Annotated in this window: 21 protein-coding genes and 1 riboswitch; of the genes, 9 read left to right on the forward strand and 12 right to left on the reverse strand. The window is 67.5% G+C overall.

Annotated features, from left to right (window positions below):
* Positions 1 to 41: 41 nt before the first annotated feature.
* The 5 genes from glpD (at position 42) to HNP52_RS17775 (ending at position 5107) form a co-directional block, all read left to right on the forward strand.
* Positions 42 to 1490 (forward strand): glycerol-3-phosphate dehydrogenase, encoded by a 1449-nt coding sequence (gene glpD / locus HNP52_RS17755; RefSeq protein ID WP_184168942.1) that lies wholly within the window; start codon positions 42 to 44, stop codon positions 1488 to 1490.
* Between the two features lie 49 nt (positions 1491 to 1539).
* Positions 1540 to 1872: a PilZ domain-containing protein gene (locus HNP52_RS17760; protein ID WP_184168943.1), complete on the forward strand. Its 333-nt coding sequence runs from the start codon at positions 1540 to 1542 to the stop codon at positions 1870 to 1872.
* A 318-nt stretch (positions 1873 to 2190) separates the two neighbouring features.
* Complete coding sequence (locus HNP52_RS17765) at positions 2191 to 4200, forward strand: pilus assembly protein TadG-related protein (protein WP_311768510.1); 2010 nt, start codon at positions 2191 to 2193, stop codon at positions 4198 to 4200.
* On the forward strand, positions 4197 to 4697 hold the full coding sequence (locus HNP52_RS17770) for a TadE/TadG family type IV pilus assembly protein (protein WP_184168944.1): 501 nt from the start codon (positions 4197 to 4199) through the stop codon (positions 4695 to 4697). Before HNP52_RS17765 ends, HNP52_RS17770 begins: the two co-directional genes overlap by 4 nt.
* Positions 4694 to 5107: a TadE/TadG family type IV pilus assembly protein gene (locus HNP52_RS17775; RefSeq protein ID WP_184168945.1), complete on the forward strand. Its 414-nt coding sequence runs from the start codon at positions 4694 to 4696 to the stop codon at positions 5105 to 5107. Before HNP52_RS17770 ends, HNP52_RS17775 begins: the two co-directional genes overlap by 4 nt.
* A gap of 4 nt (positions 5108 to 5111) precedes the next feature.
* Here the strand turns inward: HNP52_RS17775 and HNP52_RS17780 are convergent, their stop codons facing one another.
* From HNP52_RS17780 to HNP52_RS17790, 3 genes are read right to left on the reverse strand one after another with little or no spacing between them, the layout of a single operon-like run.
* Positions 5112 to 6119 carry a pectinesterase family protein gene (locus HNP52_RS17780; protein WP_184168946.1) on the reverse strand — a complete coding sequence of 336 codons (1008 nt, stop codon included), beginning with the start codon at positions 6117 to 6119 and terminating at the stop codon, positions 5112 to 5114.
* Positions 6116 to 6718 carry a TIGR02466 family protein gene (locus HNP52_RS17785; RefSeq protein WP_184168947.1) on the reverse strand — a complete coding sequence of 201 codons (603 nt, stop codon included), beginning with the start codon at positions 6716 to 6718 and terminating at the stop codon, positions 6116 to 6118. Before HNP52_RS17785 ends, HNP52_RS17780 begins: the two co-directional genes overlap by 4 nt.
* Positions 6718 to 8253, reverse strand: coding sequence for an aminoacyl--tRNA ligase-related protein (locus tag HNP52_RS17790; protein WP_184168948.1), 1536 nt, complete (start codon positions 8251 to 8253; stop codon positions 6718 to 6720). Before HNP52_RS17790 ends, HNP52_RS17785 begins: the two co-directional genes overlap by 1 nt.
* Before the next feature lie 229 nt (positions 8254 to 8482).
* On the opposite strand from HNP52_RS17790, the gene HNP52_RS17795 reads away from it, so the two are divergent.
* Both HNP52_RS17795 and HNP52_RS17800 read left to right on the forward strand, forming a co-directional pair.
* Entirely contained in the window at positions 8483 to 9280 is a 798-nt protein-coding gene (locus HNP52_RS17795) for a hypothetical protein (protein WP_184168949.1), read from the forward strand.
* 50 nt (positions 9281 to 9330) lie between these two features.
* A complete protein-coding gene (locus tag HNP52_RS17800; RefSeq protein ID WP_184168950.1) occupies positions 9331 to 10236 on the forward strand; it encodes a DMT family transporter in 906 nt (301 codons plus the stop codon).
* A 42-nt stretch (positions 10237 to 10278) separates the two neighbouring features.
* On the opposite strand, the gene HNP52_RS17805 is transcribed toward HNP52_RS17800, so the two are convergent.
* Positions 10279 to 10860 (reverse strand): DUF938 domain-containing protein, encoded by a 582-nt coding sequence (locus HNP52_RS17805; protein WP_184168951.1) that lies wholly within the window; start codon positions 10858 to 10860, stop codon positions 10279 to 10281.
* The gene (locus HNP52_RS17810; RefSeq protein ID WP_184168952.1) at positions 10857 to 11366 is read right to left on the reverse strand and encodes a CcdC protein domain-containing protein; all 510 of its coding nucleotides are present in this window, start codon (positions 11364 to 11366) and stop codon (positions 10857 to 10859) included. The genes HNP52_RS17805 and HNP52_RS17810 overlap by 4 nt, the downstream gene beginning before the upstream one ends.
* A gap of 129 nt (positions 11367 to 11495) precedes the next feature.
* On the opposite strand from HNP52_RS17810, the gene HNP52_RS17815 reads away from it, so the two are divergent.
* Complete coding sequence (locus HNP52_RS17815; protein ID WP_184168953.1) at positions 11496 to 11969, forward strand: isoprenylcysteine carboxylmethyltransferase family protein; 474 nt, start codon at positions 11496 to 11498, stop codon at positions 11967 to 11969.
* Between the two features lie 25 nt (positions 11970 to 11994).
* Here HNP52_RS17815 and HNP52_RS17820 read toward each other — a convergent pair whose 3' ends face one another.
* Positions 11995 to 12321, reverse strand: a complete 327-nt coding sequence (locus tag HNP52_RS17820; protein WP_184168954.1) for a phage tail protein — start codon at positions 12319 to 12321, stop codon at positions 11995 to 11997.
* 126 nt (positions 12322 to 12447) lie between these two features.
* Here HNP52_RS17820 and HNP52_RS17825 point away from each other — a divergent pair, with 126 nt between their 5' ends.
* Positions 12448 to 13359, forward strand: a complete 912-nt coding sequence (locus HNP52_RS17825; protein WP_184168955.1) for an oxygenase MpaB family protein — start codon at positions 12448 to 12450, stop codon at positions 13357 to 13359.
* Positions 13360 to 13497: 138 nt separating this feature from the next.
* On the opposite strand, the gene gcvPB is transcribed toward HNP52_RS17825, so the two are convergent.
* The 6 genes from gcvPB to HNP52_RS17855 all read right to left on the reverse strand — a co-directional run bounded on the left by gcvPB (position 13498) and on the right by HNP52_RS17855 (position 19385).
* A complete protein-coding gene (gcvPB, locus tag HNP52_RS17830) occupies positions 13498 to 15072 on the reverse strand; it encodes an aminomethyl-transferring glycine dehydrogenase subunit GcvPB (RefSeq protein WP_184168956.1) in 1575 nt (524 codons plus the stop codon).
* The gene (gene gcvPA / locus HNP52_RS17835) at positions 15069 to 16427 is read right to left on the reverse strand and encodes an aminomethyl-transferring glycine dehydrogenase subunit GcvPA (RefSeq protein WP_184168957.1); all 1359 of its coding nucleotides are present in this window, start codon (positions 16425 to 16427) and stop codon (positions 15069 to 15071) included. The genes gcvPB and gcvPA overlap by 4 nt, the downstream gene beginning before the upstream one ends.
* On the reverse strand, positions 16427 to 16864 hold the full coding sequence (locus HNP52_RS17840) for a hypothetical protein (RefSeq protein WP_184168958.1): 438 nt from the start codon (positions 16862 to 16864) through the stop codon (positions 16427 to 16429). The genes gcvPA and HNP52_RS17840 overlap by 1 nt, the downstream gene beginning before the upstream one ends.
* A complete protein-coding gene (gene gcvH / locus HNP52_RS17845; protein ID WP_184168959.1) occupies positions 16861 to 17232 on the reverse strand; it encodes a glycine cleavage system protein GcvH in 372 nt (123 codons plus the stop codon). Before gcvH ends, HNP52_RS17840 begins: the two co-directional genes overlap by 4 nt.
* The gene (gcvT, locus tag HNP52_RS17850) at positions 17232 to 18395 is read right to left on the reverse strand and encodes a glycine cleavage system aminomethyltransferase GcvT (protein WP_184168960.1); all 1164 of its coding nucleotides are present in this window, start codon (positions 18393 to 18395) and stop codon (positions 17232 to 17234) included. The genes gcvH and gcvT overlap by 1 nt, the downstream gene beginning before the upstream one ends.
* A 160-nt stretch (positions 18396 to 18555) precedes the next feature.
* A riboswitch (glycine riboswitch) is annotated at positions 18556 to 18648 on the reverse strand.
* Positions 18649 to 18737: 89 nt separating this feature from the next.
* On the reverse strand, positions 18738 to 19385 hold the full coding sequence (locus tag HNP52_RS17855; protein WP_184168961.1) for a hypothetical protein: 648 nt from the start codon (positions 19383 to 19385) through the stop codon (positions 18738 to 18740).
* Between the last annotated feature and the right edge of the window lie 12 nt (positions 19386 to 19397).

The following is a 19397-nucleotide window of genomic DNA, read 5'->3' on the forward strand; positions in this document are numbered from 1 at the left end:
AAGGACTCGCGAGCCGCCTGCCAACGCCGTAACCTCACAGCGTGACATATGACCTGCTCATCGCCGGCGGCGGGATCAACGGGTGCGCGATCGCCCGCGAAGCCTCGCTGCTCGGGCTCAAGGTGCTGCTCGTCGAGAAGGACGATCTCGCCAGCCATACCAGCTCGGCCTCGACCAAGCTGATCCATGGCGGGCTGCGCTATCTCGAGACCTATGAGTTCCGCCTGGTCCGCGAGGCCCTGCACGAGCGCGAGCGGCTGCTGGAGGCGGCACCCCACCTGATCCGCCCGCTCACCTTCGTGCTGCCCCACGCCCATGCGCTCCGGCCGTGGTGGATGGTCCGCCTCGGCCTCTACCTCTACGATGCGCTGGCAATCGGCAGCAATTCCACCCTGCCCCGCTCCCGTGACCTGACCTCCAGGGACCAGGCCTTCACCGCCCCCCTGGCCGGCACCCACAAGGGCTTCGTCTATTCGGACTGCCGCGTCGACGACGCCCGGCTCACCCTCGCCAACGCCGTGGACGCCGCGGCCCATGGCGCCGAGATCGCGCCGCGCACCGAGCTGCTGAGCGCCCGACGCAAGGGCGAAACCTGGCACGCCGAACTGTCCGACGGACGCACCGTGGAAGCGCGCGGGCTGGTCAACGCCGCCGGTCCCTGGGTGCGAAACCTGCTCGATACGCTGTCTATTGCTAATCATTCGCAGATCAGGCTGGTCAAGGGCAGCCACATCGTCGTCCCCAGATTGTTCGACGGCGACCATGCCTATATCCTCCAGCAGCCGGATGGCCGGATCGTCTTCGCCATCCCCTATGAAGGCGAATTCACTGAGATCGGTACTACCGACATCCCGGTCGAACGCCCCGAGGATGCCGTGTGCAGCGAGGCGGAGAAGACCTATCTCTGCGAAGCGGTGAACCGCTATTTCACCCGGCAGATCGCCCCCGCCGACATCGTCTGGCACTGGTCCGGCGTGCGACCGCTGCACGATGACGGCGCCGCCAAGGCCCAGGCGGTGACCCGCGACTATGTGCTCGAGCTCGACGACAAGGGCCCGCCCCTGCTCTCGATCTTCGGCGGCAAGATCACCACCGCCCGTGCGCTGGCCGAGGAAGCGCTGGCGAAGATCGGCCCGGCACTCGGCGCCGAAGTCGAGCCGGTTACCCGGGCCCGCCCCTTCCCCGGCGGCACGATCGCCGATTTCGACAGGTTCGTGGCGCAGGCCAAGACCCGCTGGCCGTTCCTCGGCGATGCCCGGGCCGAGCGCATGGCGCATGCCTATGGCTGCTGCCTGGCCGACATGCTGCGCGACGTGACCGATCTCGGCGAGGACCTGGGCGCCGGCCTGACCGCCACCGAGATACGCTGGATGCGCGATCATGAATGGGCGCGCACCGCTGAAGACGTGCTGTGGCGGCGCAGCAAGCTCGGACTGCACGCCGGCCCCGAACTGGCGGCCAAGGTCGAGGTGGTGCTGAAAGGCCCTTAAGCCCTTCTTAAACCGTCCGAGGCAGGGTGCACGCCGGGGCGGAGAGAGAATGGCAACGAAGTTCTCCCAGTATCGGGCCGTAACACCTGCGCTCGTCGAGCAGCGGGCCGCTACGCGTCATCGCATTCTCGTCACCCGCGCCACTCTCACCAAGCGCGGCAACAAGCCGGTCGAAGCGATGCTGCACGACCTGTCGGTCTATGGCTGCCGCCTCGCCTGCGAAGCCCCGCACGGCACGGGCGACAAGGTGTGGCTCAACCTGCGCGACGGCGCCCCGGTGCCCGCGACGGTGGTGTGGAACGACGGCACGCATATCGGCTGCCGCTTCGACGCGCCGATCGAACGCAGCCTGGTGCGTCAGCTGACTCTGGTGATCCGCTAGCCCTTTGATGGCAGGGCGAAGCTGGAGAGGCTCGAGAGTCCCCAGAATGGCGGATTTCGGCTCGCCTTCGCCGCTGGCGATGTAGATATCCCGCAACGACACAGCCCATAATTTATACGTATTTACAGCGATTTAGATACACAAGCTTGCGCAGGACAGCGATCGAGCGGTTGCATGTCATGCAACCGTGATACCGATACCAACATGCATCCGTAATGGATCGTTTACCCCGCCTACCTAGCGCCCGACACAAAGAACAAGGGTCGGGAAATTCCTGCAAATCTCTCATATGCCTTGCGCACGATATGCGCGCGCCTGGTGCGCGACAGTCGTGGCACTGTCGCGGTGATCGGCGCGCTTTCGCTGGTAGCGGTGATCGGCAGTGCGGCGTTCGCGGTGGATCTCAACCGAGGCTACGACCAGCGCATTGCCAATCAGCGCGCAGCGGACATGGGCGCACTCGCCGCCGCACTGGCCTACAAGGCAGCAAACAGCGAAACGGTTCTCGCCCCCACCGCGCAGGACGTGGTGCTGGTCAACGGCATCGCCGACGCCACCGTCACCGCGACATTGGTCAACGATGTGCCGACCGCCGGCACCAAGGCCGTGAAAGTCACCGTCACCACCCGGATGCCCTTCGCCCTGGGCACCGCGCTGGGCCTTCGCGGTGCCTATGATGTCGGCGCGACCGCCTATGCCTCCCTCAGTTCGGCCGCGCAGATCGGCACCCCCTGCATCCTCTCGCTCGCCTCGAGCGGTACCGGAATCTCGACCAGCGGCGGTGCCACGATCAACACGCCCGATTGCGTGGTCGCGGCCGTGTCCACGGTCGAGAATGGCGGCACCGGCATCACCGCGAAGAACATCATCGCCGGCACCGGATCGGTCATCAACAATTACGGCACGCTGTCAGCCGACCTGATCCGCTACGGCAACAGCTTCACCAATCCCTCGTGGAACACCAACGTCCCCTCGTCCGACAAGATCATCAAGGACACGACCGACATCACCGATCCGCTGGCCGACAATGTCGACCTGGCCAATGCCCGGGCGCTGATCGGCAGCTTCATCGCGCCGCGCAGCCTGGCCAATCCGGTGACGCCGTCCGGCACCGACTGGACGATCGGCTGGACGCCCTCGGCCAATGTCGCGGCCTATCGCAGCGGCACCAGCGCAAACTACACGATCCCTGCGGGCAACTACACGATCGGCAAGCTGACCATCGATGGCGGCCTCAACGTCCGCTTCGCCAGCGGATCGAACATCACCGTGGCCAACGGCGTCTCGATCGGCGGCGGCTCCACTATCGTGTTCGGCGACGTAAACCTGAAGGTGAATGGCGGCTTCGCCAGCGGATCGAGCGGCGTCACCCTGGGCAATGGCACGATCGAGATCGGCAGCGGCTCGATCAGCTTCAACGGCACCAATGCGATCGGCAACGGCGCGGTGGCGATCAACGGCACGGTGAACCTTGGCGGTGGCTCCTCGCTCAGCATGGGCACCGGCAACCATGCCTTCCAGAGCGTGGCGCTGAGCGGCGGCGGCTGGATGAAGCTGGGCGATGGCGACCTGGACGTCGGCGCCGGTATCACCGTAGGCGGCGGATCGACGCTCGCCGCCGGCAAGGGCGACTACCGACTGGGCAAGGCCAGCTCGGGCGACGCGGTCAACCTGTCCGGCAGCGCGGTGATGCTGATGGGCGACGGCGCCTTCAGCGCCAATGGCAACATCACCACCTCGGGCGGCAGCCGGCTGGTGTTCGGCAAGACCACCAACCACCTGATCAACGGCAACATGATCATCGCCGGCTCGGTGCTGTTCGGCACCAGCCGCTATACGATCGCCGGCAACTTCACCAATGGCACCGGCGGCAGCACCTGGCCTTATACCTCGTCGGTGACCGGCCTCACCTATGGCAACACGCTCGAGGGCGTGAGCGTCTCGGGCTACGACATGGCCGGGATCAATGTGTCCTTCATCCTCTCCGGCACGCTCAATCTCGGCGGCGGCGCCAAGACCAAGCTGATCGCGGCGACCACCGGCACCAACGGCGGCGCGATCGCCGACCTGCTGATCGACAGCCTGACCAGCAGCGCGACCAGCTGGGGCGCCGGCGCGCAGAATGTGTTCGTCGGCGCGGTCCACCTGCCCAATTCCGATGTGACGATGAGCGGCGGCAGCACCACCTTGTCCGCCGGCCAGTGCTTCATGCTGATCGCCAACCGCATCGCGGCGACCGGCGGCGCGGCGACGGGATCGGCCTGCACCAGCATCACCGGCGGCGGCAGCTCGGGCAACGGCACCGGCTCGATCGGGCTGGTCCAATGATCCGCCACCTGCTCAGGAACCGCCGCGGCGCCGCGACCATCGAATTCGCGCTGCTCACCGTCTTCTTCCTCGGCGTGATGCTCGTCGCGCTCGATATCGGCACCTATCTCATCCAGCGCAGCGCGCTCCGCCAGGCCGTCTCCGCCGCGGCGACATCGAGCTTCGCCCAGCGCGAAACGGTGAGCTATGCGGCGATCCCCGACTATGTCCGCCGCGCCGCCCGCGCCCCCGCCACGGCGCTGGTCACCACCACCTGCAACGGCAGCGCGGTCTGCACCAACAGCGCGCGCAGCTGTGCCTGCCTGAGCCGCACCGCGACCTATGTGCCCGCCGCGAGCTGCGGCGTGCCCTGCTCGGGTTCGGGCATGGCTGCCGGTGCCACCTCCGGCTATTATCTCAAGATCTCCGCCTCCTATGCCTACCAGCCGCTGGTGCTGCCCCGCGGATTGCTGACCGCCTCCAGCATTTCCGAATCCGCCACGGTGCGGCTGCAATGAACCCCGTCCGTCGCCTCCTCCGTGCCACCAGGGGCGCCAGCGCCGTCGAGTTCGCGCTGCTTGCCCCGGTGTTCCTCACCCTGTTGTTCGGCATCATCGAGGGCAGCCGCATGCTGTGGCTCCGGCAGACGCTGGACGAGGTCGCCTTCAGCACGGTGCGCTGCATGTCGGTCAGCAGCACCTGCGCCACGCTCCAGCAGCAGCAGAGCTACGCCGTCACCCGGGCCTCGCAATATGGCGTCGCCGTCACCGCCACCAATCTCACCATCCAGGCCAATGTAACCTGCGAGGGCAATGCCGCGTCCAACCAGGTCTCGATCACCGCTCCCTTCCGCTCGCCCATTGCCGGGCTGATTTCCGCGATCCCCGCCGAGATCACCGCCAAGGCCTGCTTCCCCAAGCTCGGCTGAACCCTCAGAAGCCGATCACCTTCGCCCGGGTGAAGCGCTTCGCCTCCGCCACCGTCAGCAACCTGCGGTCCGTGCCGGCCGGCGCCGCACCGGGACCCCGGGTCCCGAATTCCCAGAGCCGCGCTTCGGGCGGGGTCAGGCGACGCGGCTCGCCGTCCGGTCCCTTGTAGCCCATCCAGGTCCAGCCCTCGCGGCGGATATGGCCGTCCATGAAGCAGCGCAGGAACACCGCCTCGCCGGTCAGCGCCATGTTGCCGCCGGCACGCCAGGGGCGGCCGAGCCAGGTCGAATGCTCGGGCACGCCGTTCTCGCGCAGCAGGCTGCAATCCGAGAAGACAAGGCCGAATTCCTGCGCCGCCGGGGTGCTCGGCGCAGCGACATAGCCGAAGCTGTCGGTATCCGGCACATAGCGGGTGACGATCTCGCAGCGCTCGAACCACGCCGCGCCGCCACCGAAGATGAAGTCCACCCCGCCGGTTATCCGCGTGCCGGTGACCAGGCTGCGGGCCTGGACGTAGAAAGTGTCCTGATAGCCGAGCAGCGTGCAGCGATCGACGGTGGTGCGGTCCGCCTCGCGGCCGATGGCCAGCGCCACTGCCTGGGCTCCGTTGCCGGAACCGTCCCGCCGGGCACCGATATAGTCGAAGCTGTTGATGACGATGAGCTCGCGCAGCGCCACCCCCGGCGCGGCAATGGTCAGCGTTGCCGAGCCGCCGGTGCCCCAGGTGCCGCCGCCCGGCTTGGGCGTGCCCGACGCGGTGCCATATTCGATTACCGTGCCGGGCGAACCCTGGAGGGTGAGGCCGGGCACCCGCACCGTCAGCTTCTCGGTGAACAGGCCGGGCTTGAGCAGGATGCGCCAGGGCCGCCCTGCCTTTTCCGCCTCGGCCAGCGCGGCGCCCAGCGTGCCGGTGGCGGGATCGACCACCGCGTCCCATTGTTCCGCGCCGCGCGCCTGCGCCGCAATCGGCAGCGACAGCGCGCCGGCGAGAAAGGCGCGCCGGCCGGTCATCCCCAGCGATAGTTGAAGCTGATGCTGATCCGCACTTCCTTGCCCGAGCCGGGCGGGACTTCGTGGCGCAGCCAGCTTTCCCAGAGCAGCACGGTGCCGGGCTCGGGAAGGATCTCGACGAAGCTCTGCAGTTCCTCCGGCGCGTCCTCGAGCCGTGGCGGGGCGGCCATCATCATCGCCAGCCGCGGATCCTCGAGCTTGAGGCCGCGCGAACCCTTGGGAAGCGAGACGTAGAGCGTGCCCGAGACGACGCTGTGCGGATGGATGTGCGCGCCATGCCCGCCCTTGCCGTCGAGCACATTGACCCAGAGGCTGTCGAGCTTGAGCTTCTTGCCGCCGAGATCGAAGGCGCAGGCCTTGGCGAATTTGGCGACATGCTTGTCGAGCAGGCGCTTCAGGTCCGCGAAATTGGGGTCGCGGATCGGCAGGTCGTCGAGCGAGGCGTAGCTGGTATAGCCGCGATAATGGTTCTCGCGGCACCAGCGGCGGCCGGCGCCGTCGTCCTCGGCGAGCTGAAGGCAGGAATCCTCCAGCGCGTCGAGGAGATCGTCGTCACCCAGCGGCTCCTGGTAGAGCAACGAAGCGAACAGCGTGCGCATCAGTACGCACGCGCCACCAGGATCCGCTCCACCGCCGGCGCGCCGGTGAAGATGCAGGTGCCGGTGGCCGGTGCCGCGTCGTTCGACACGTTGCGGAAGGTCAGCTTGAGCGCCTTGATCCGCTCGACCACCTTGTCGAGCTCGGCGCCGGTCGGCTTCGACCATTCGACCTCGACCCAGCCCGGGAACTTGCCGGCATTCTCGAAATAGCTTTCGAGGCCAGCGAAGTCGGTCACGTCGCGGACGATATTGGCGTCGGTACGCGCCTTGGCCTGATCGAACAGGGTCTTCTGTATACCCTCCAGCGTGCCGACCACATCACCCAGGAACGCATCGCGGGCGACGATCTGCGAGTTGAGCTTGCCGTCTTCCTTGTAGAGGTCGGTGCGCACGGTGACCGAGACATTGCCCCCGGCCATGTCGCGCCCGCCGACTTCGACGACGATCGGCGCGCCCTTCTTGATCCAGCCCCAGCGCTTGGTGACGGCCTTGATCGCCTTGAGGTCGAGCAGCGCGCGCACCGGCTCGCCGAATGCCTGAAGCTTCCCAAGCTCCTGCTGCACGCCCTGGCAATATTCGATCAGCGCGGCGTCTTCGTCATTGTCGCGCAGCATCGGCACGATCACGACCTGCCACGGCGCCAGGCGCGGCGGCACGCGCATGCCGTCGTCATCGCCGTGCGTCATGATCATGCCGCCGATCATCCGGGTCGACATGCCCCAGCTGATCGTCTGGGCCAGCTCCTGCTGGCCTTCCGAATTCTGGAACTTGATGTCCTGCGCGGAGGAGAAGGTGGTGCCGAGGAAGTGGCTGGTGCCGGCCTGCAGCGCCTTGCCGTCCTGCATCATCGCTTCGATGCTGTAGGTCGAGACGGCGCCCGGGAAGCGCTCATTCTCGGGCTTCTCGCCGGCGATCACCGGCATCGCCGCGCACTCCTCGGCGAAGCTGCGGTAGATTTCGAGGCCCTTGAGCGTTTCCGCCCGCGCCTGCTCGGCAGTGGCATAGGCGGCGTGCGCTTCCTGCCAGAGGAACTCGCTGGTGCGCAGGAACATGCGGGTGCGCATCTCCCAGCGGACGACGTTGGCCCACTGGTTGATCTGCACCGGCAGGTCGCGCCACGACTGGACCCAGCGGCTGAACGCGGCGCCGATCACCGTCTCCGAAGTCGGGCGCACGATCAGCGGTTCCTCAAGCTTCGCCGTGGGATCGGGCATCAGCCCGCCCTTGCCGTCGGCGATCAGCCGGTGGTGGGTGACCACCGCCATTTCCTTGGCGAAGCCCTCGACGTGATCGGCTTCCTTCTCGAAATAGGAGAGCGGGATGAACACCGGGAAATAGGTGTTGTCATAGCCGGCGCCCTTGATGCGGTCGTCAAGCAGGCGCTGGATCCGCTCCCAGACGCCATAGCCCCATGGCCGGATGACCATGCACCCGCGCACGCCGCTCTCCTCGGCCATGTCGGCCTCGGTGATGACGGTCTGATACCATTCGGCGAAATTGGCTTCGCGGGTGACGTTGAGCGCATGCTTGATCATGGCGGTGCCTGTAATTCCCTGCCCGGCCCGCCGCAAGCGAGCCGATATTCGCGGCGTTGATTGCGAGATTCATTGAATCTCTTGAATCACCCGTACGTGCGCGTGGCACCGTCGGGACCAACATCGTGGTGACAAATCAAATCCTACATTGCCAGCGCCATCGGCACCGGCACCCGGCTTGATTCCACCGGCCCGGCTCGCTCTACTGCGCGCCAGGGGGAATCGGGGCATGGAACAGCGGGATGTGGCGGGGCGCGAATTCTCGCGCTCGGGGCTTGTCGTCGGGATCATCGTGCTGCTGGTTGCGGCGGTGGGCCTCGGCGGCGCCTTATGGTTCGGCGCGAAGCTGCAACAACAGGCGCAATCGCCCGAGGGCATCGCCGAGTCGATCCTGAAGGATCGCAAGGGCGCGCCTTTCTTCGAGGCGCTGCGGGACAATTATCCCAAGGAATTCGCCGACTATACCGCGCTGCTTTCCCGCCGCGTGCGCGAAGGCGCGACGCGCGAGCAGATCCGGGCCGAGAGCTTCATCTGGATGCAGGCGACCACCCAGCGCCATCTCGACGAGTTCGTGCAGGCGCCGCACGGCGACCTCAACCTCTATCGCCAGATGGAAATCCAGCTGGTCGAGACGATGCAGCAGGAGGATGTGCGGCTGTGCGGCCAATATGCGATGGGGACGCTGCGCCCCGGCACGCGCTACCCGCCCCAGACCGCCGAGCGGCTGATCGAAGTCGCCGCGTCCTGGATCACCGCCTCCGCCGGCGGGCGCGACCATCCCGCCGATCGCAAGATCCCGAAGGGCGACATCTCCGAAGCGGATGCCGTCGCGCTGGTGACGAACATGCGGCACGCGGGGATGAGCCAGACCGACCTGGAGGTCTGGACCGATCCCGCGCGGATGGCGCGGGCGCGGCCGGAGCAGCAATGCGCGATCGGCCTGTACCTGCTGAAAGGCATCGTCGAGATGCCCCACGCCCCGGCCGACCGGGTGACCGGCTGGCTCGCCTCGCAGAAACTGCCCTGAACGCGCCCGCCGACATTGCCCCCGCGCGCGACTTTCCCTAGCGCCGGGGAATGGCGGGCGATCACATCCTCAAGGGCATCCTGCTGCGATTGTTCGCGGTCGCCTGTCTCGCCACCATGTCCGCGCTGATCAAGCTGGCCGAGGCGCGCGGCGCCGGGCTGGTCGAGACGATGTTCCACCGCCAGCTCTGGGCGGTGCCGCTGGTGACCGCCTGGATCGCCACCGGACCCGGCCTGGCATCGATCCGCACCGAGCGCTTCGGCGCGCATGTCTCGCGCACCGCGGTGGGGCTTACCGGCATGATCTTCACCTTCGGCGCGGTGCTGCTGCTGCCGCTGGCCGAGGCGGTGACCTTCCAGTTCACCGTGCCGATCTTCGCAACGATCCTGGGCGCGGTGCTACTCAAGGAGCCGACCGGCTGGCACCGCTGGGGCGCGGTCGTGGTCGGCTTCCTCGGCGTGCTGATCGTCACCCAGCCGTGGAGCGCGCATGTGCCGCTGTTCGGCGCGACCGTCGGCCTGCTCGCCGCGCTGTTCGTGGCGATCGTCGCGATCCTGCTGCGCCAGATCGGCAAGACCGAGCCGACGGGGACGACGGTGTTCTGGTTCTCGGTCCTGTCGGTGCCGGTGCTGGCGATCCCCTATGCCTTCCAGGTCAAGCCGCACGACCCGATGACCTGGGCGATCCTGGTGGGCATCGGGCTGATCGGCGGCGTCGGCCAGTTGGCGCTCACCGGATCGGTGAAGCATGCCCCGGTCAGCGCGGTGGTGCCGATGGACTATTCGAGCCTGATCTGGGGCACGCTCTATGGCTGGGCTATCTTCGGCATGTGGCCGAGCGGCTGGACCTGGCTCGGCGCCCCGGTGATCATCGCCAGCGGGCTGTACATCGTCTGGCGCGAGCGCAAGCGCGGGGTGGGCCCGGCGGTGACGAGTGCGGAGATGGAGCCGGTTTAGGGTTTCTCTAAATCCTCCCCCGGGGGGGGAGGATTGTTCGCCTCATCCCTTCCGATACACCAGCATCAGGTTGTTCGCCGGCATCTCGACCAGCCGGGCCAGCGCCAGCCCCTCCACCGCGGCCGCCGCACTAACCGCCTCGACGAAGCGCAGCCCGAAGCGCGGGTCCTTGTCCTTGAGCCACAGCTCGAACGCCTCGTTCGACGGCGCGGTCTCCACGCCCTCGCGACGATAGGGTCCATAGAGGATCAGCGGCGCGCCCTGCGCCAGCACCCTGCCCGCGCCGGCGAGCAGGCCGAGCGTTGCTTGCCACGGGCTGATATGGACCATGTTGACGCAGAGCAGTGCGTCCGCCGACGGGAAGTCGCCGGACGCCGCATCGATCTCCAGCGGCGGCTCGACATTGTGCAGCTCGGCGCACCAGTCGGCGATCGAGGCCAGCGCGTCGGCATCGGGATCGCTCGGCTGCCAGGTCAGGCCGGGGAAGCGCTCGGCGAAGACGGCGCAATGCTCGCCGGTCCCGCTGGCGATCTCCAGCACAATGCCGCTGGCCGGCAGTTCCTCGGCGAGCACCGCGGCGATCGGATCGCGGTTGCGCTCGGTGGCGGGCGCGTGCCGCCTCATGCCGCGCGCGCTTGCTCGAGCAGACGACGGGCGCGCAGGAACATCTCGACGCGCTGCATGGTCAGCATGCCCAGCGCGAAGGCGATCAGCACGTCGGTCATCGCCATCACGTCGAAATGGACGCCGGGAATGCCGAGCGACTCCGCGTTGCGCGCGCCGGTGCGGATCAGCACGAGGACGAGGATGAAGGCCATCGCGGCGAGCGAGCCCTTTTGCGAGATCTCGTGCGTCTCCGGGTTCACCGCGATGTGCATCATCCGCCCGCGCTGCCAGCCGAGCGCGGCGCCGGCGAGCAGCGCGGCAAAGGCGGCGACCCAGGTCATCGGCGAGGGTGGCAGGTTCCAGAAGGTCACGCCCGCGATGACGATGTAGAGCGCGGGCACCACCCACAGCCATTCGATCTTGAGCGGGCGCTCGCGGGTGAGCCGCCGCATGCGCAGCGCCAGGACGAGCAGCACGATGGCGATCGGAATCAGGTTGAACAGCGGATTGTGCTGGCCTTGCATGGTTTGCCCCCGGAAACTTGCACGTGACTTATATAAGTAATACAGTTCCTATGCCAGCCGAGTTGCGGTGCAAAGGCAAGAGGATTGCGCATGCGGGATCGCCAGTCCATCAGGGCGTCCGGAGGGTTCATGGACGTCGAACAGGATAGCGCTGGCGTGAAATTCGCGCCGGCGGCCGCTTTCATCGGGACATTGGTGGTGGGGCTGGCGCTCGGCAAGCTGCTGGGCAGCCCCGACCTGCCGCTCAACCACGCAAGCGAGCGCGGGCTCGGCTCATTGGCGACGCTGCTCGGCGTGGGCATCATGCTCTCCGCCGTCGGGCTGTTCCGTGCCGCCGGCACCGATCCCAAGCCGTGGAAGCGCACCACCGCGCTGATCACCGACGGCGTCTATCGCTGGTCGCGCAACCCGATGTATTTCGGGATGGCGCTGGCCTATGCCGGCGTGGCGATCTGGCTGGACAGCCTCGTCACGCTGCTGCTGCTGATCCCGCTGCTGCTGGTGATCCAGCGCGAAGTGATCGAGCGCGAGGAGCTGTACCTATCGGCGAAGTTCGGCGAGCGGTATCTGGCGTACAAGTCCGCCGTCCGCCGCTGGATCTAGGCAGCTAGGCGGCCGGTTTCAGCCCCTAGGGCCGCCGCGGGAAGTCGCCGCGGATCGCGACACAGTAGCGCAGCCGCTTTTCCTTGTCGGTCACCGGCACCGGGAGCGCTTTGCGCAGGTCGGGCAGCGCGAAGGTCGTCGAGCCGTTGCCACCATAGCTGGTGCTGAACAGCGCAAACAGCGCCTGATTGCCCTGGATCGGCAGCAGCCGGCCATCGGCCTCGAGCCAGCCGTCCGGGCAGAAATCGAAGCCGATCAGCCGCACCTCGCCCACTATCGCGTCGCGCTGGGCATGGGCAGGCGCGGCGAAACCGATGGCGGCGATGGCGGACGCAAGCAGCACGATCTTCATGGCATTCCCCCCTTAAAAGCTCCCGTGCAGCCTGCCTCAGCGCCCGCGCGCGGTGCAATCGGCATTTGATCGGTTCCGGGGCAGTGCCGCCCTGAACGAAAGCGCCTGCCGGCACGTTGAGGGGATATGATCGACGCTCTCGCCCTGCCCGAGCCCCTGCTCCGCCGGATCGGCGCGGCGGCGAGCGAGATGATGGGCTCGGCGCCCGGCATGGACTTCGATTTCTCGGCGCCGGCGGGCGAGCCCGCGCTGGTGCCAGCGGAATCGGTGTCGTGGCGGGTATTCAAGAACCCGGTCACCCTGTTCATCGGCGGCGTCGCGGCGGTGCTGCTCGAGCTGGCCGAGCCAGGGGTGCGCGACGGGGTGTGGCAGCATTCGAGCTTCCGCACCGATGCGCTCACCCGGCTGCGCCGCACGGGCCTTGCGGCGATGATGACGGTCTATGGTCCGCGCAGCCGGGCCGAGGCGATGATCGCCGGGGTGGTGCGCGCGCATGACCGGGTGGCCGGGATCACCAGCGAGGGCGATAGCTACCGCGCCAATGATCCGGTGCTGCTCGACTGGGTGCAGGCGACCGCCTCCTATGGCTTCATCCGCGCCTATCATTTCTATGCCGAACCGCTGAGCTACCGCGAACGCGACAGCGCGCTGGCGGAGGGCGCGGCGGTGGCGCGGCTCTATGGCGCGGTCGGCGCGCCCAGGAGCGAGGCCCGGATGGCGGCATTGTTCGCGAAGATGGACGCACGGCTGGTGCCGTCGCCGATCATCCACGAGTTCCTCGAGATCATGGCCAAGGTGCCAGCGCTGCCCTGGGTGGCGCGGCCGTTCCAGAAGATGCTGTTGCGCGCCGCGGTCTCGCTGCTGCCCGATCCGCTGATCGACCGGCTGGGGCTGGAGGACCGGCGGCTGCGCGGGTTCGAGCGGAAGCTGGTCCGCGCGGTGGCGCGGATGGCCGAGCGGGTGCCGCTGCTGGACTCCCCGCCGGCCAAGGCAAGCGAGCGGTTGGGCCTGCCGGCCGACTGGTTGTGGAAGCGATAGCTCCCCTTCCTGGAAGGGAGGGGTCGGGGGTGGGTGGAGGCTTGGCGATACTGCAGCCGAGCGCCCGCTCGATTGCCGTATCGCGTACATCGACCCACCCCTAGCCCCTCCCTCTCAGGGAGGGGGACCAGAAGGTTCTTACTCCGCGGCCTCGGCCTGGGCCGGAGCCTTCCACGCAAGCACGGGCTTGCGCGCCGCGAGCGTCTCGTCGAGGCGACGGCGCGGGGCGAAGTGCGGGGCGGTCTTGATCGTCGGGTCGCCATTCTTGGCGCGGGCAGCCACGCTGCGGAACGCGCCGATGAACTGGTCGAGCGTCGCCTTCGACTCGGTCTCGGTCGGCTCCACCAGCATCGCGCCGTGGACGACGAGCGGGAAATACACCGTCATCGGGTGATAGCCCTCGTCGATCAGGCCCTTGGCGATGTCGATCGTCGACAGGCCCTCGGGCAGGCCCTTATCGCTGAAGATCGCCTCGTGCATGCACGGGCCGTACTTGGCGAAGGGCGCGTCGAGCACGTCGGTCATCGAGCGCAGGATGTAGTTGGCGTTGAGCACCGAATCCTCGGCGACCTGGCGCAGGCCGTCGGCGCCGTGGCTGAGGATATAGGTCAGCGCGCGCGTGAACATGCCCATCTGGCCGTTGAACGCGGTCATGCGGCCGAAGGTGCCGGCATGATGCTCGCCCGCGGTTTCCTCCTCGACGAGGTGGAACTTGTCGCCGTCCTTCTCGACGAAGGGCAGCGGCGCATAGGGTGCCAGCGCCGCCGACAGCACGACCGGGCCCGAGCCCGGACCGCCGCCGCCATGCGGGGTCGAGAAGGTCTTGTGCAGGTTGATGTGCATCGCATCGACGCCGAGATCGCCCGGGCGGACCCGGCCGACGATCGCGTTGAAGTTGGCGCCGTCGCAATAGACATAGCCGCCCGCCGCATGCACCGCGTCCGAGATCGCCTTCATGTCGCGCTCGAACAGGCCGCAGGTATTGGGGTTGGTGATCATCACGCCGGCGATGTCCGGGCCGAGGCGCGCCTTGAGCGCCTCGAGATCGACGCGGCCGTCCTCGGTGGCGGGAATGTCCTCGACCGAGAAGCCGGCGAACGCCGCCGTCGCCGGGTTGGTGCCGTGCGCACTGGTCGGCACGAGCAGGATCTTGCGGTCCTGCTGGCCCTGCGCATCAAGCGCCGAGCGGATCGCGAGGATGCCGCAAAGCTCGCCATGCGCGCCGGCCTTGGGGCTCATCGCCACGGCCTGCATGCCGGTGAGCGTGATCAGCCAGTGCGCGAGCTGGTCGATGACCTCGAGCGCGCCCTGCACGGTGTCGACGGGCGCGAGCGGGTGGATGTCGGCGAAGCCCGGCAGGCGCGCCATGCGCTCGTTGAGGCGCGGATTGTGTTTCATCGTGCACGAGCCGAGCGGGAACAGGCCCAGGTCGATCGCGTAGTTCTGGCGCGACAGGCGGGTGTAGTGGCGCACCGTCTCGGGCTCGGACAGGCCGGGCAGGCCGATCTCGGCGCTACGCTCGAGCCCGCCGAGGCGCGAGGGCGCCGCGGGGACGTCGCCGAAGTCGACGCCGGTGGTCTCGGACGAGCCGATCTCGAAGATCAGCGCTTCCTCGAGCATCAGCGCGCGATTGCCGGTGAAGGTCGAGATATCGCTGGCCTCGCCCGCCTGCGGAGTGGTGGGGCGCCAGCCGGACTGGTTGATCGTGCTCATGCCAGCACCTCCTGGAGCGCGGAGGCAAGCGTCTCGACGTCCTCCGATGTGGTGGTTTCGGTGACCGCGACGATCAGGCCGTTGGCGAGATCATCCGCACCCGGATAGAGGCGGCCGAGCGACACGCCGGCCAGGATGCCCTGGTCGGCGAGCGTGCGGACGACCGGACGTGCTTCCTTCGAGAGCTTCAGCGTGAACTCGTTGAAGAAGGTCGGGGTGACCAGCTCGACGCCCGGCACCTGGGCCAGGCGATCGGCCGCGGCCGAGGCCGTGGCGTGGTTGATCGCGGCGAGCTGGCGCAGGCCCTTCTCGCCGAGCAGGGTCATGTGGACCGACATGGCGAGCGCACACAGCACCGAGCTGGTGCAGATGTTCGAGGTCGCCTTCTCACGGCGGATATGCTGTTCGCGGGTGCTGAGCGTCAGCACATAGCCGCGCTTGCCCTCGGCATCGACGGTCTCGCCGCAGAGGCGACCCGGCATCTGGCGGACCAGCTTTTCCGAGCAGGCGAACAGGCCGACATAGGGGCCGCCGAACTGCAGGCCGACGCCGAGCGACTGGCCCTCGCCCACCACGATGTCCGCGCCCATCTCGCCCGGCGCCTTGATCGCGCCCAGCGCCACCGGCTCGGTGACGACGGCGACGAGCAGCGCCTTCTTGGCGTGCGCGGCTTCGGCAAGCTTCGAGAGGTCGGCGATACGGCCGAGGATGTCGGGATACTGGACCACGACGCACGAGGTGTCGTCGTCGATCTGCGCGATCAGGTCATCGGTGTCCGGGGTCGGGCTCAGCGTGGGGAGCGCCGTGACCAGCTGGTCGCCGGTGAACTTGGCCATGGTCTCGGCAACCGAGACATAATGCGGGTGCAGGCCGCCCGAGAGGATCGCCTTGCCGCGCTTGGTGACGCGGCGGGCCATGGTGATGGCTTCCCAGCACGCGGTCGAGCCATCGTACATCGAGGCGTTGGCAACGTCGCAGCCGAGCAGCCGCGCGATCTGCGACTGGAACTCGAACATCATCTGCAGCGTGCCCTGCGCGATTTCCGGTTGATAGGGCGTGTAGGCGGTGAGGAACTCGCCGCGCTGGATGATGTGATCGACCGAGGCCGGCACATGGTGGCGATAGGCGCCCGCACCGAGGAAGAAGGGCGCTGCCCCCGCGGCGAGGTTCTTCGACGCCAGCTTGGTCATGTGGCGTTCGACCGCGAGCTCGCTGGCATGCATCGGCAGGCCGGGGATCGGGCCGTCGAGCACGGCGCTGGCGGGAACGTCGACAAAGAGATCGTCGATCGACTTGGCGCCGATGACGCCGAGCATCGCCTCGCGATCGGGCTGGGTAAGGGGAAGGTAGCGCATCAATTATGTCTCACTACGAGTTTTGCGGGTGCCGCCTCGGCCATGGTCGAAGCGCGAATATCGGTGGGATAAAGGCCGGCCGAACGATCCGTGCCGCCCTTGCCGTCGCAACTATGGTCATCGATGCGGCCAGTGACGACCACATAGCTGTTCTGCAGAGAAGCGGCCTTGCGGTCGAACATGTCATTGCCGCCGCCAATGCCGATCTCGGACCGCAGGACGCCGCCACTCTCCACGGCAACAAACCGGTCCGTCCCCGGCTTGCCGGTGAGCAGATGGCACGCATATCCGGCGCACTCGCCCAGATAGCCTGCCACCTGCACCGTCTTGCCCTTGAACGCATCGCACTGGCTCAGGAACTGGGTAAGCGCGAGCGGTTGCTCGGCGGCGCTGCACCCAGCGACCCAGATCCCGGCCAGGGCGATCGCGCCCTTCACAGCTTCGAGACGTAGTCCTGATAGGCGCTGTCGTTCATCAGGCTGTCGAGCTCGCTGGTGTCGGCGAGGGTCAGCTTGAAGAACCAGCCTTCGCCTTCGGGATCTTCGTTCACCAGCGCGGGGTTGTCGGCGAGCGCTTCATTGCCCTCGATGACGGTGCCCGAGACCGGCGCATAGACGTCCGACGCAGCCTTGACCGACTCGACCACGGCAGCGTCGTCGCCCTTGGCGACTTCCTTGCCCTCTTCCGGCACTTCGACGAACACGATGTCGCCGAGCTGGCTCTGGGCGTATTCGGTGATGCCGACCGTGGCGGTGTCGCCGTCGACGTCGATCCACTCATGGTCTTCGGTGAAATAGCGGCTCATCAGGCTCCCTTTCTGACGTACTTGTGGGCGACGAAGGGCATCTTCACGACCTCCGCCGAATGGATCTTGCCACGCTGGGCAAGGGTGATCTTGGTGCCGGGCTCGGCCGATGCGGCGGGCACATAGGCCATGGCGATCGGCTTCTGGAGGGTCGGCGCGAAGCCGCCGCTCGTGACCTTGCCGACTTCGTTGCCATCGGCATCGAGGACGAGGCCACCCTCGCGGACCGGCTGGCGCCCCTCGACGATCAGGCCGACGCGCTTGAGGATCGGGCCGTTCTCACGCTCGAGCATGATGCGCGCGTGGCCGGGGAAGCCGCCTTCCTCGCGGCGGCGCTTCTTGAGCGCAAAGCCGAGCTGGGCGGCGACCGGCGTGGTCTCGGTATCGAGGTCATGGCCGTAGAGCGGCAGGTCCGCCTCGAGGCGCAGCGAATCGCGCGCGCCAAGGCCGATCGGCTTGACTTCGGGCTGGGCGGTGAGCGCGTCGGCCAGCGTTTCGGCGGCCTCCGCGGGCACCGAGATCTCGAAGCCATCCTCGCCGGTATAGCCCGAGCGGCTGATCCACAGGTCATGGCCCTGCCACTGGAAGGCGGCGCCCTGCATGAAGACCAGCGCCGAGACGCCGGAGATCACCCGCTCCAGCGCCGTGGCCGCTTCCGGCCCCTGCAACGCGAGCAGGGCATGGTCTTCCATGTGATTGAGGCCGATCTCGTCGGCCAGGAACTCGCGGAAATGGGCGATGTCGTCCCATTTGCAGGCGCCGTTGACGACCATATAGACTTCGCCCTCCTGGATGCGAGTGAGCATCAGATCGTCGAGGATGCCGCCATTCTCGGCCATCAGCAGCGAATAGACCGGGTGCGAGAACTTCGCGGCCTGGATATCGGCGGGCATCAGCGTCTCGAGCGCGGCTTCGACGCCTTCGCCGGTGAAGGTCAGCTGGCCCATATGGCTGACGTCGAACAGGCCGGCATGCTCGCGGGTCCAGACATGCTCCGCCATGATGCCTTCATACTGGACGGGCATTTCATAGCCGGCGAAGGGGACCATACGGCCGCCGCGGGCGCGGTGCCAGGCATCGAGCGGGAGCTTGAGCAGCTCGGCTTCGCCCTCCCCGCCCTCGGGATCGGCGCTCAGGGTCTGGTCCTGGACTTGCTCGCTCATCTGCACGCTCCGGATTCAAGTAGGGACACGATGCAAGGGCGCGGAATCCTCGCGCGCCGTTCCATCGCCCCCTCTGTCACGGAACCTGAGAGCTTTCGCCAGTCGCCTGGCTTACCCCTTCGGTGGGACGTGGCCGGGCCGCGTCCGCTTTCCAGAGTGTCGTGTACGCGCGGTCCCTTGTGCCTGAGAGATTCCGGGGCGGTTGCTCCTTCGGCGGGTGATCCGAAGATCACCACTCTCCCGCGCGTGCCTATCGACAGGAGGCAGCCTTGGCCGCCCCCTCGATTCGAGTCAATTGCATTGCTTGCAAAGCGTGGTCGGGCGTTGCCGCCCGGGACGCAATCAGCGCGTGACGTTGTACTTGAGCTGGTCCTCGGTCAGCTGGAAGCCGACCAGCGCCTCGAACGTAGCGGACAGAACCGCGCCGCGGATCGAGGGATCGGCGAGCGGGTCCATCGCCGCCGACTGCTCACCGGCCTTGCGCTTCTCGGTCAGGCGCTTGCGGACATCGTCCGGCAGGGTCGCGGCGCTGCGATCAACATAGGTGGTGGCGGTGCCGGTGGTCTGGGCGCGCAGCTGGCCGGGCTCGAAGTGCACGGTCACGCGGTTGATCCGCTTGGCGACCACCGAGCTGCCACCACGCACGACCGTGACGAAATAGGGGAAGCTGACGTCGCGCGCGCCATCGGCGTTCTGGCGGCGGGCCAGCACGTCGAAATTGACCGTGGTGACGACCTGGGGGCCGGCATCGTCGCACTTCGAGGTGACGTTGGTCATCACCGCGTTGACGTCGATCGCGCTGGCTTCGCGGCTGTTCGCCGGATTGAAGATCGTGATGTCGCCGGTGCCCGCGGGAATCGCGACATGCGGGCAAGCCGAGCGGACCGCCGTGATGCCGGCGCCGCCGCCGGAGGCGTCGATCTCGCCGGTTTTGGCGCAGGCGCCGAGCGCGAGCGGGATCAGGGCGACAACGGCAAGCTTGCGGACCAAGACGGAAACCCT

The organism is Sphingomonas kyeonggiensis, from assembly GCF_014204495.1.
In the GTDB taxonomy this organism is placed as follows: Bacteria; Pseudomonadota; Alphaproteobacteria; order Sphingomonadales; family Sphingomonadaceae; genus Sphingomonas; species Sphingomonas kyeonggiensis_A.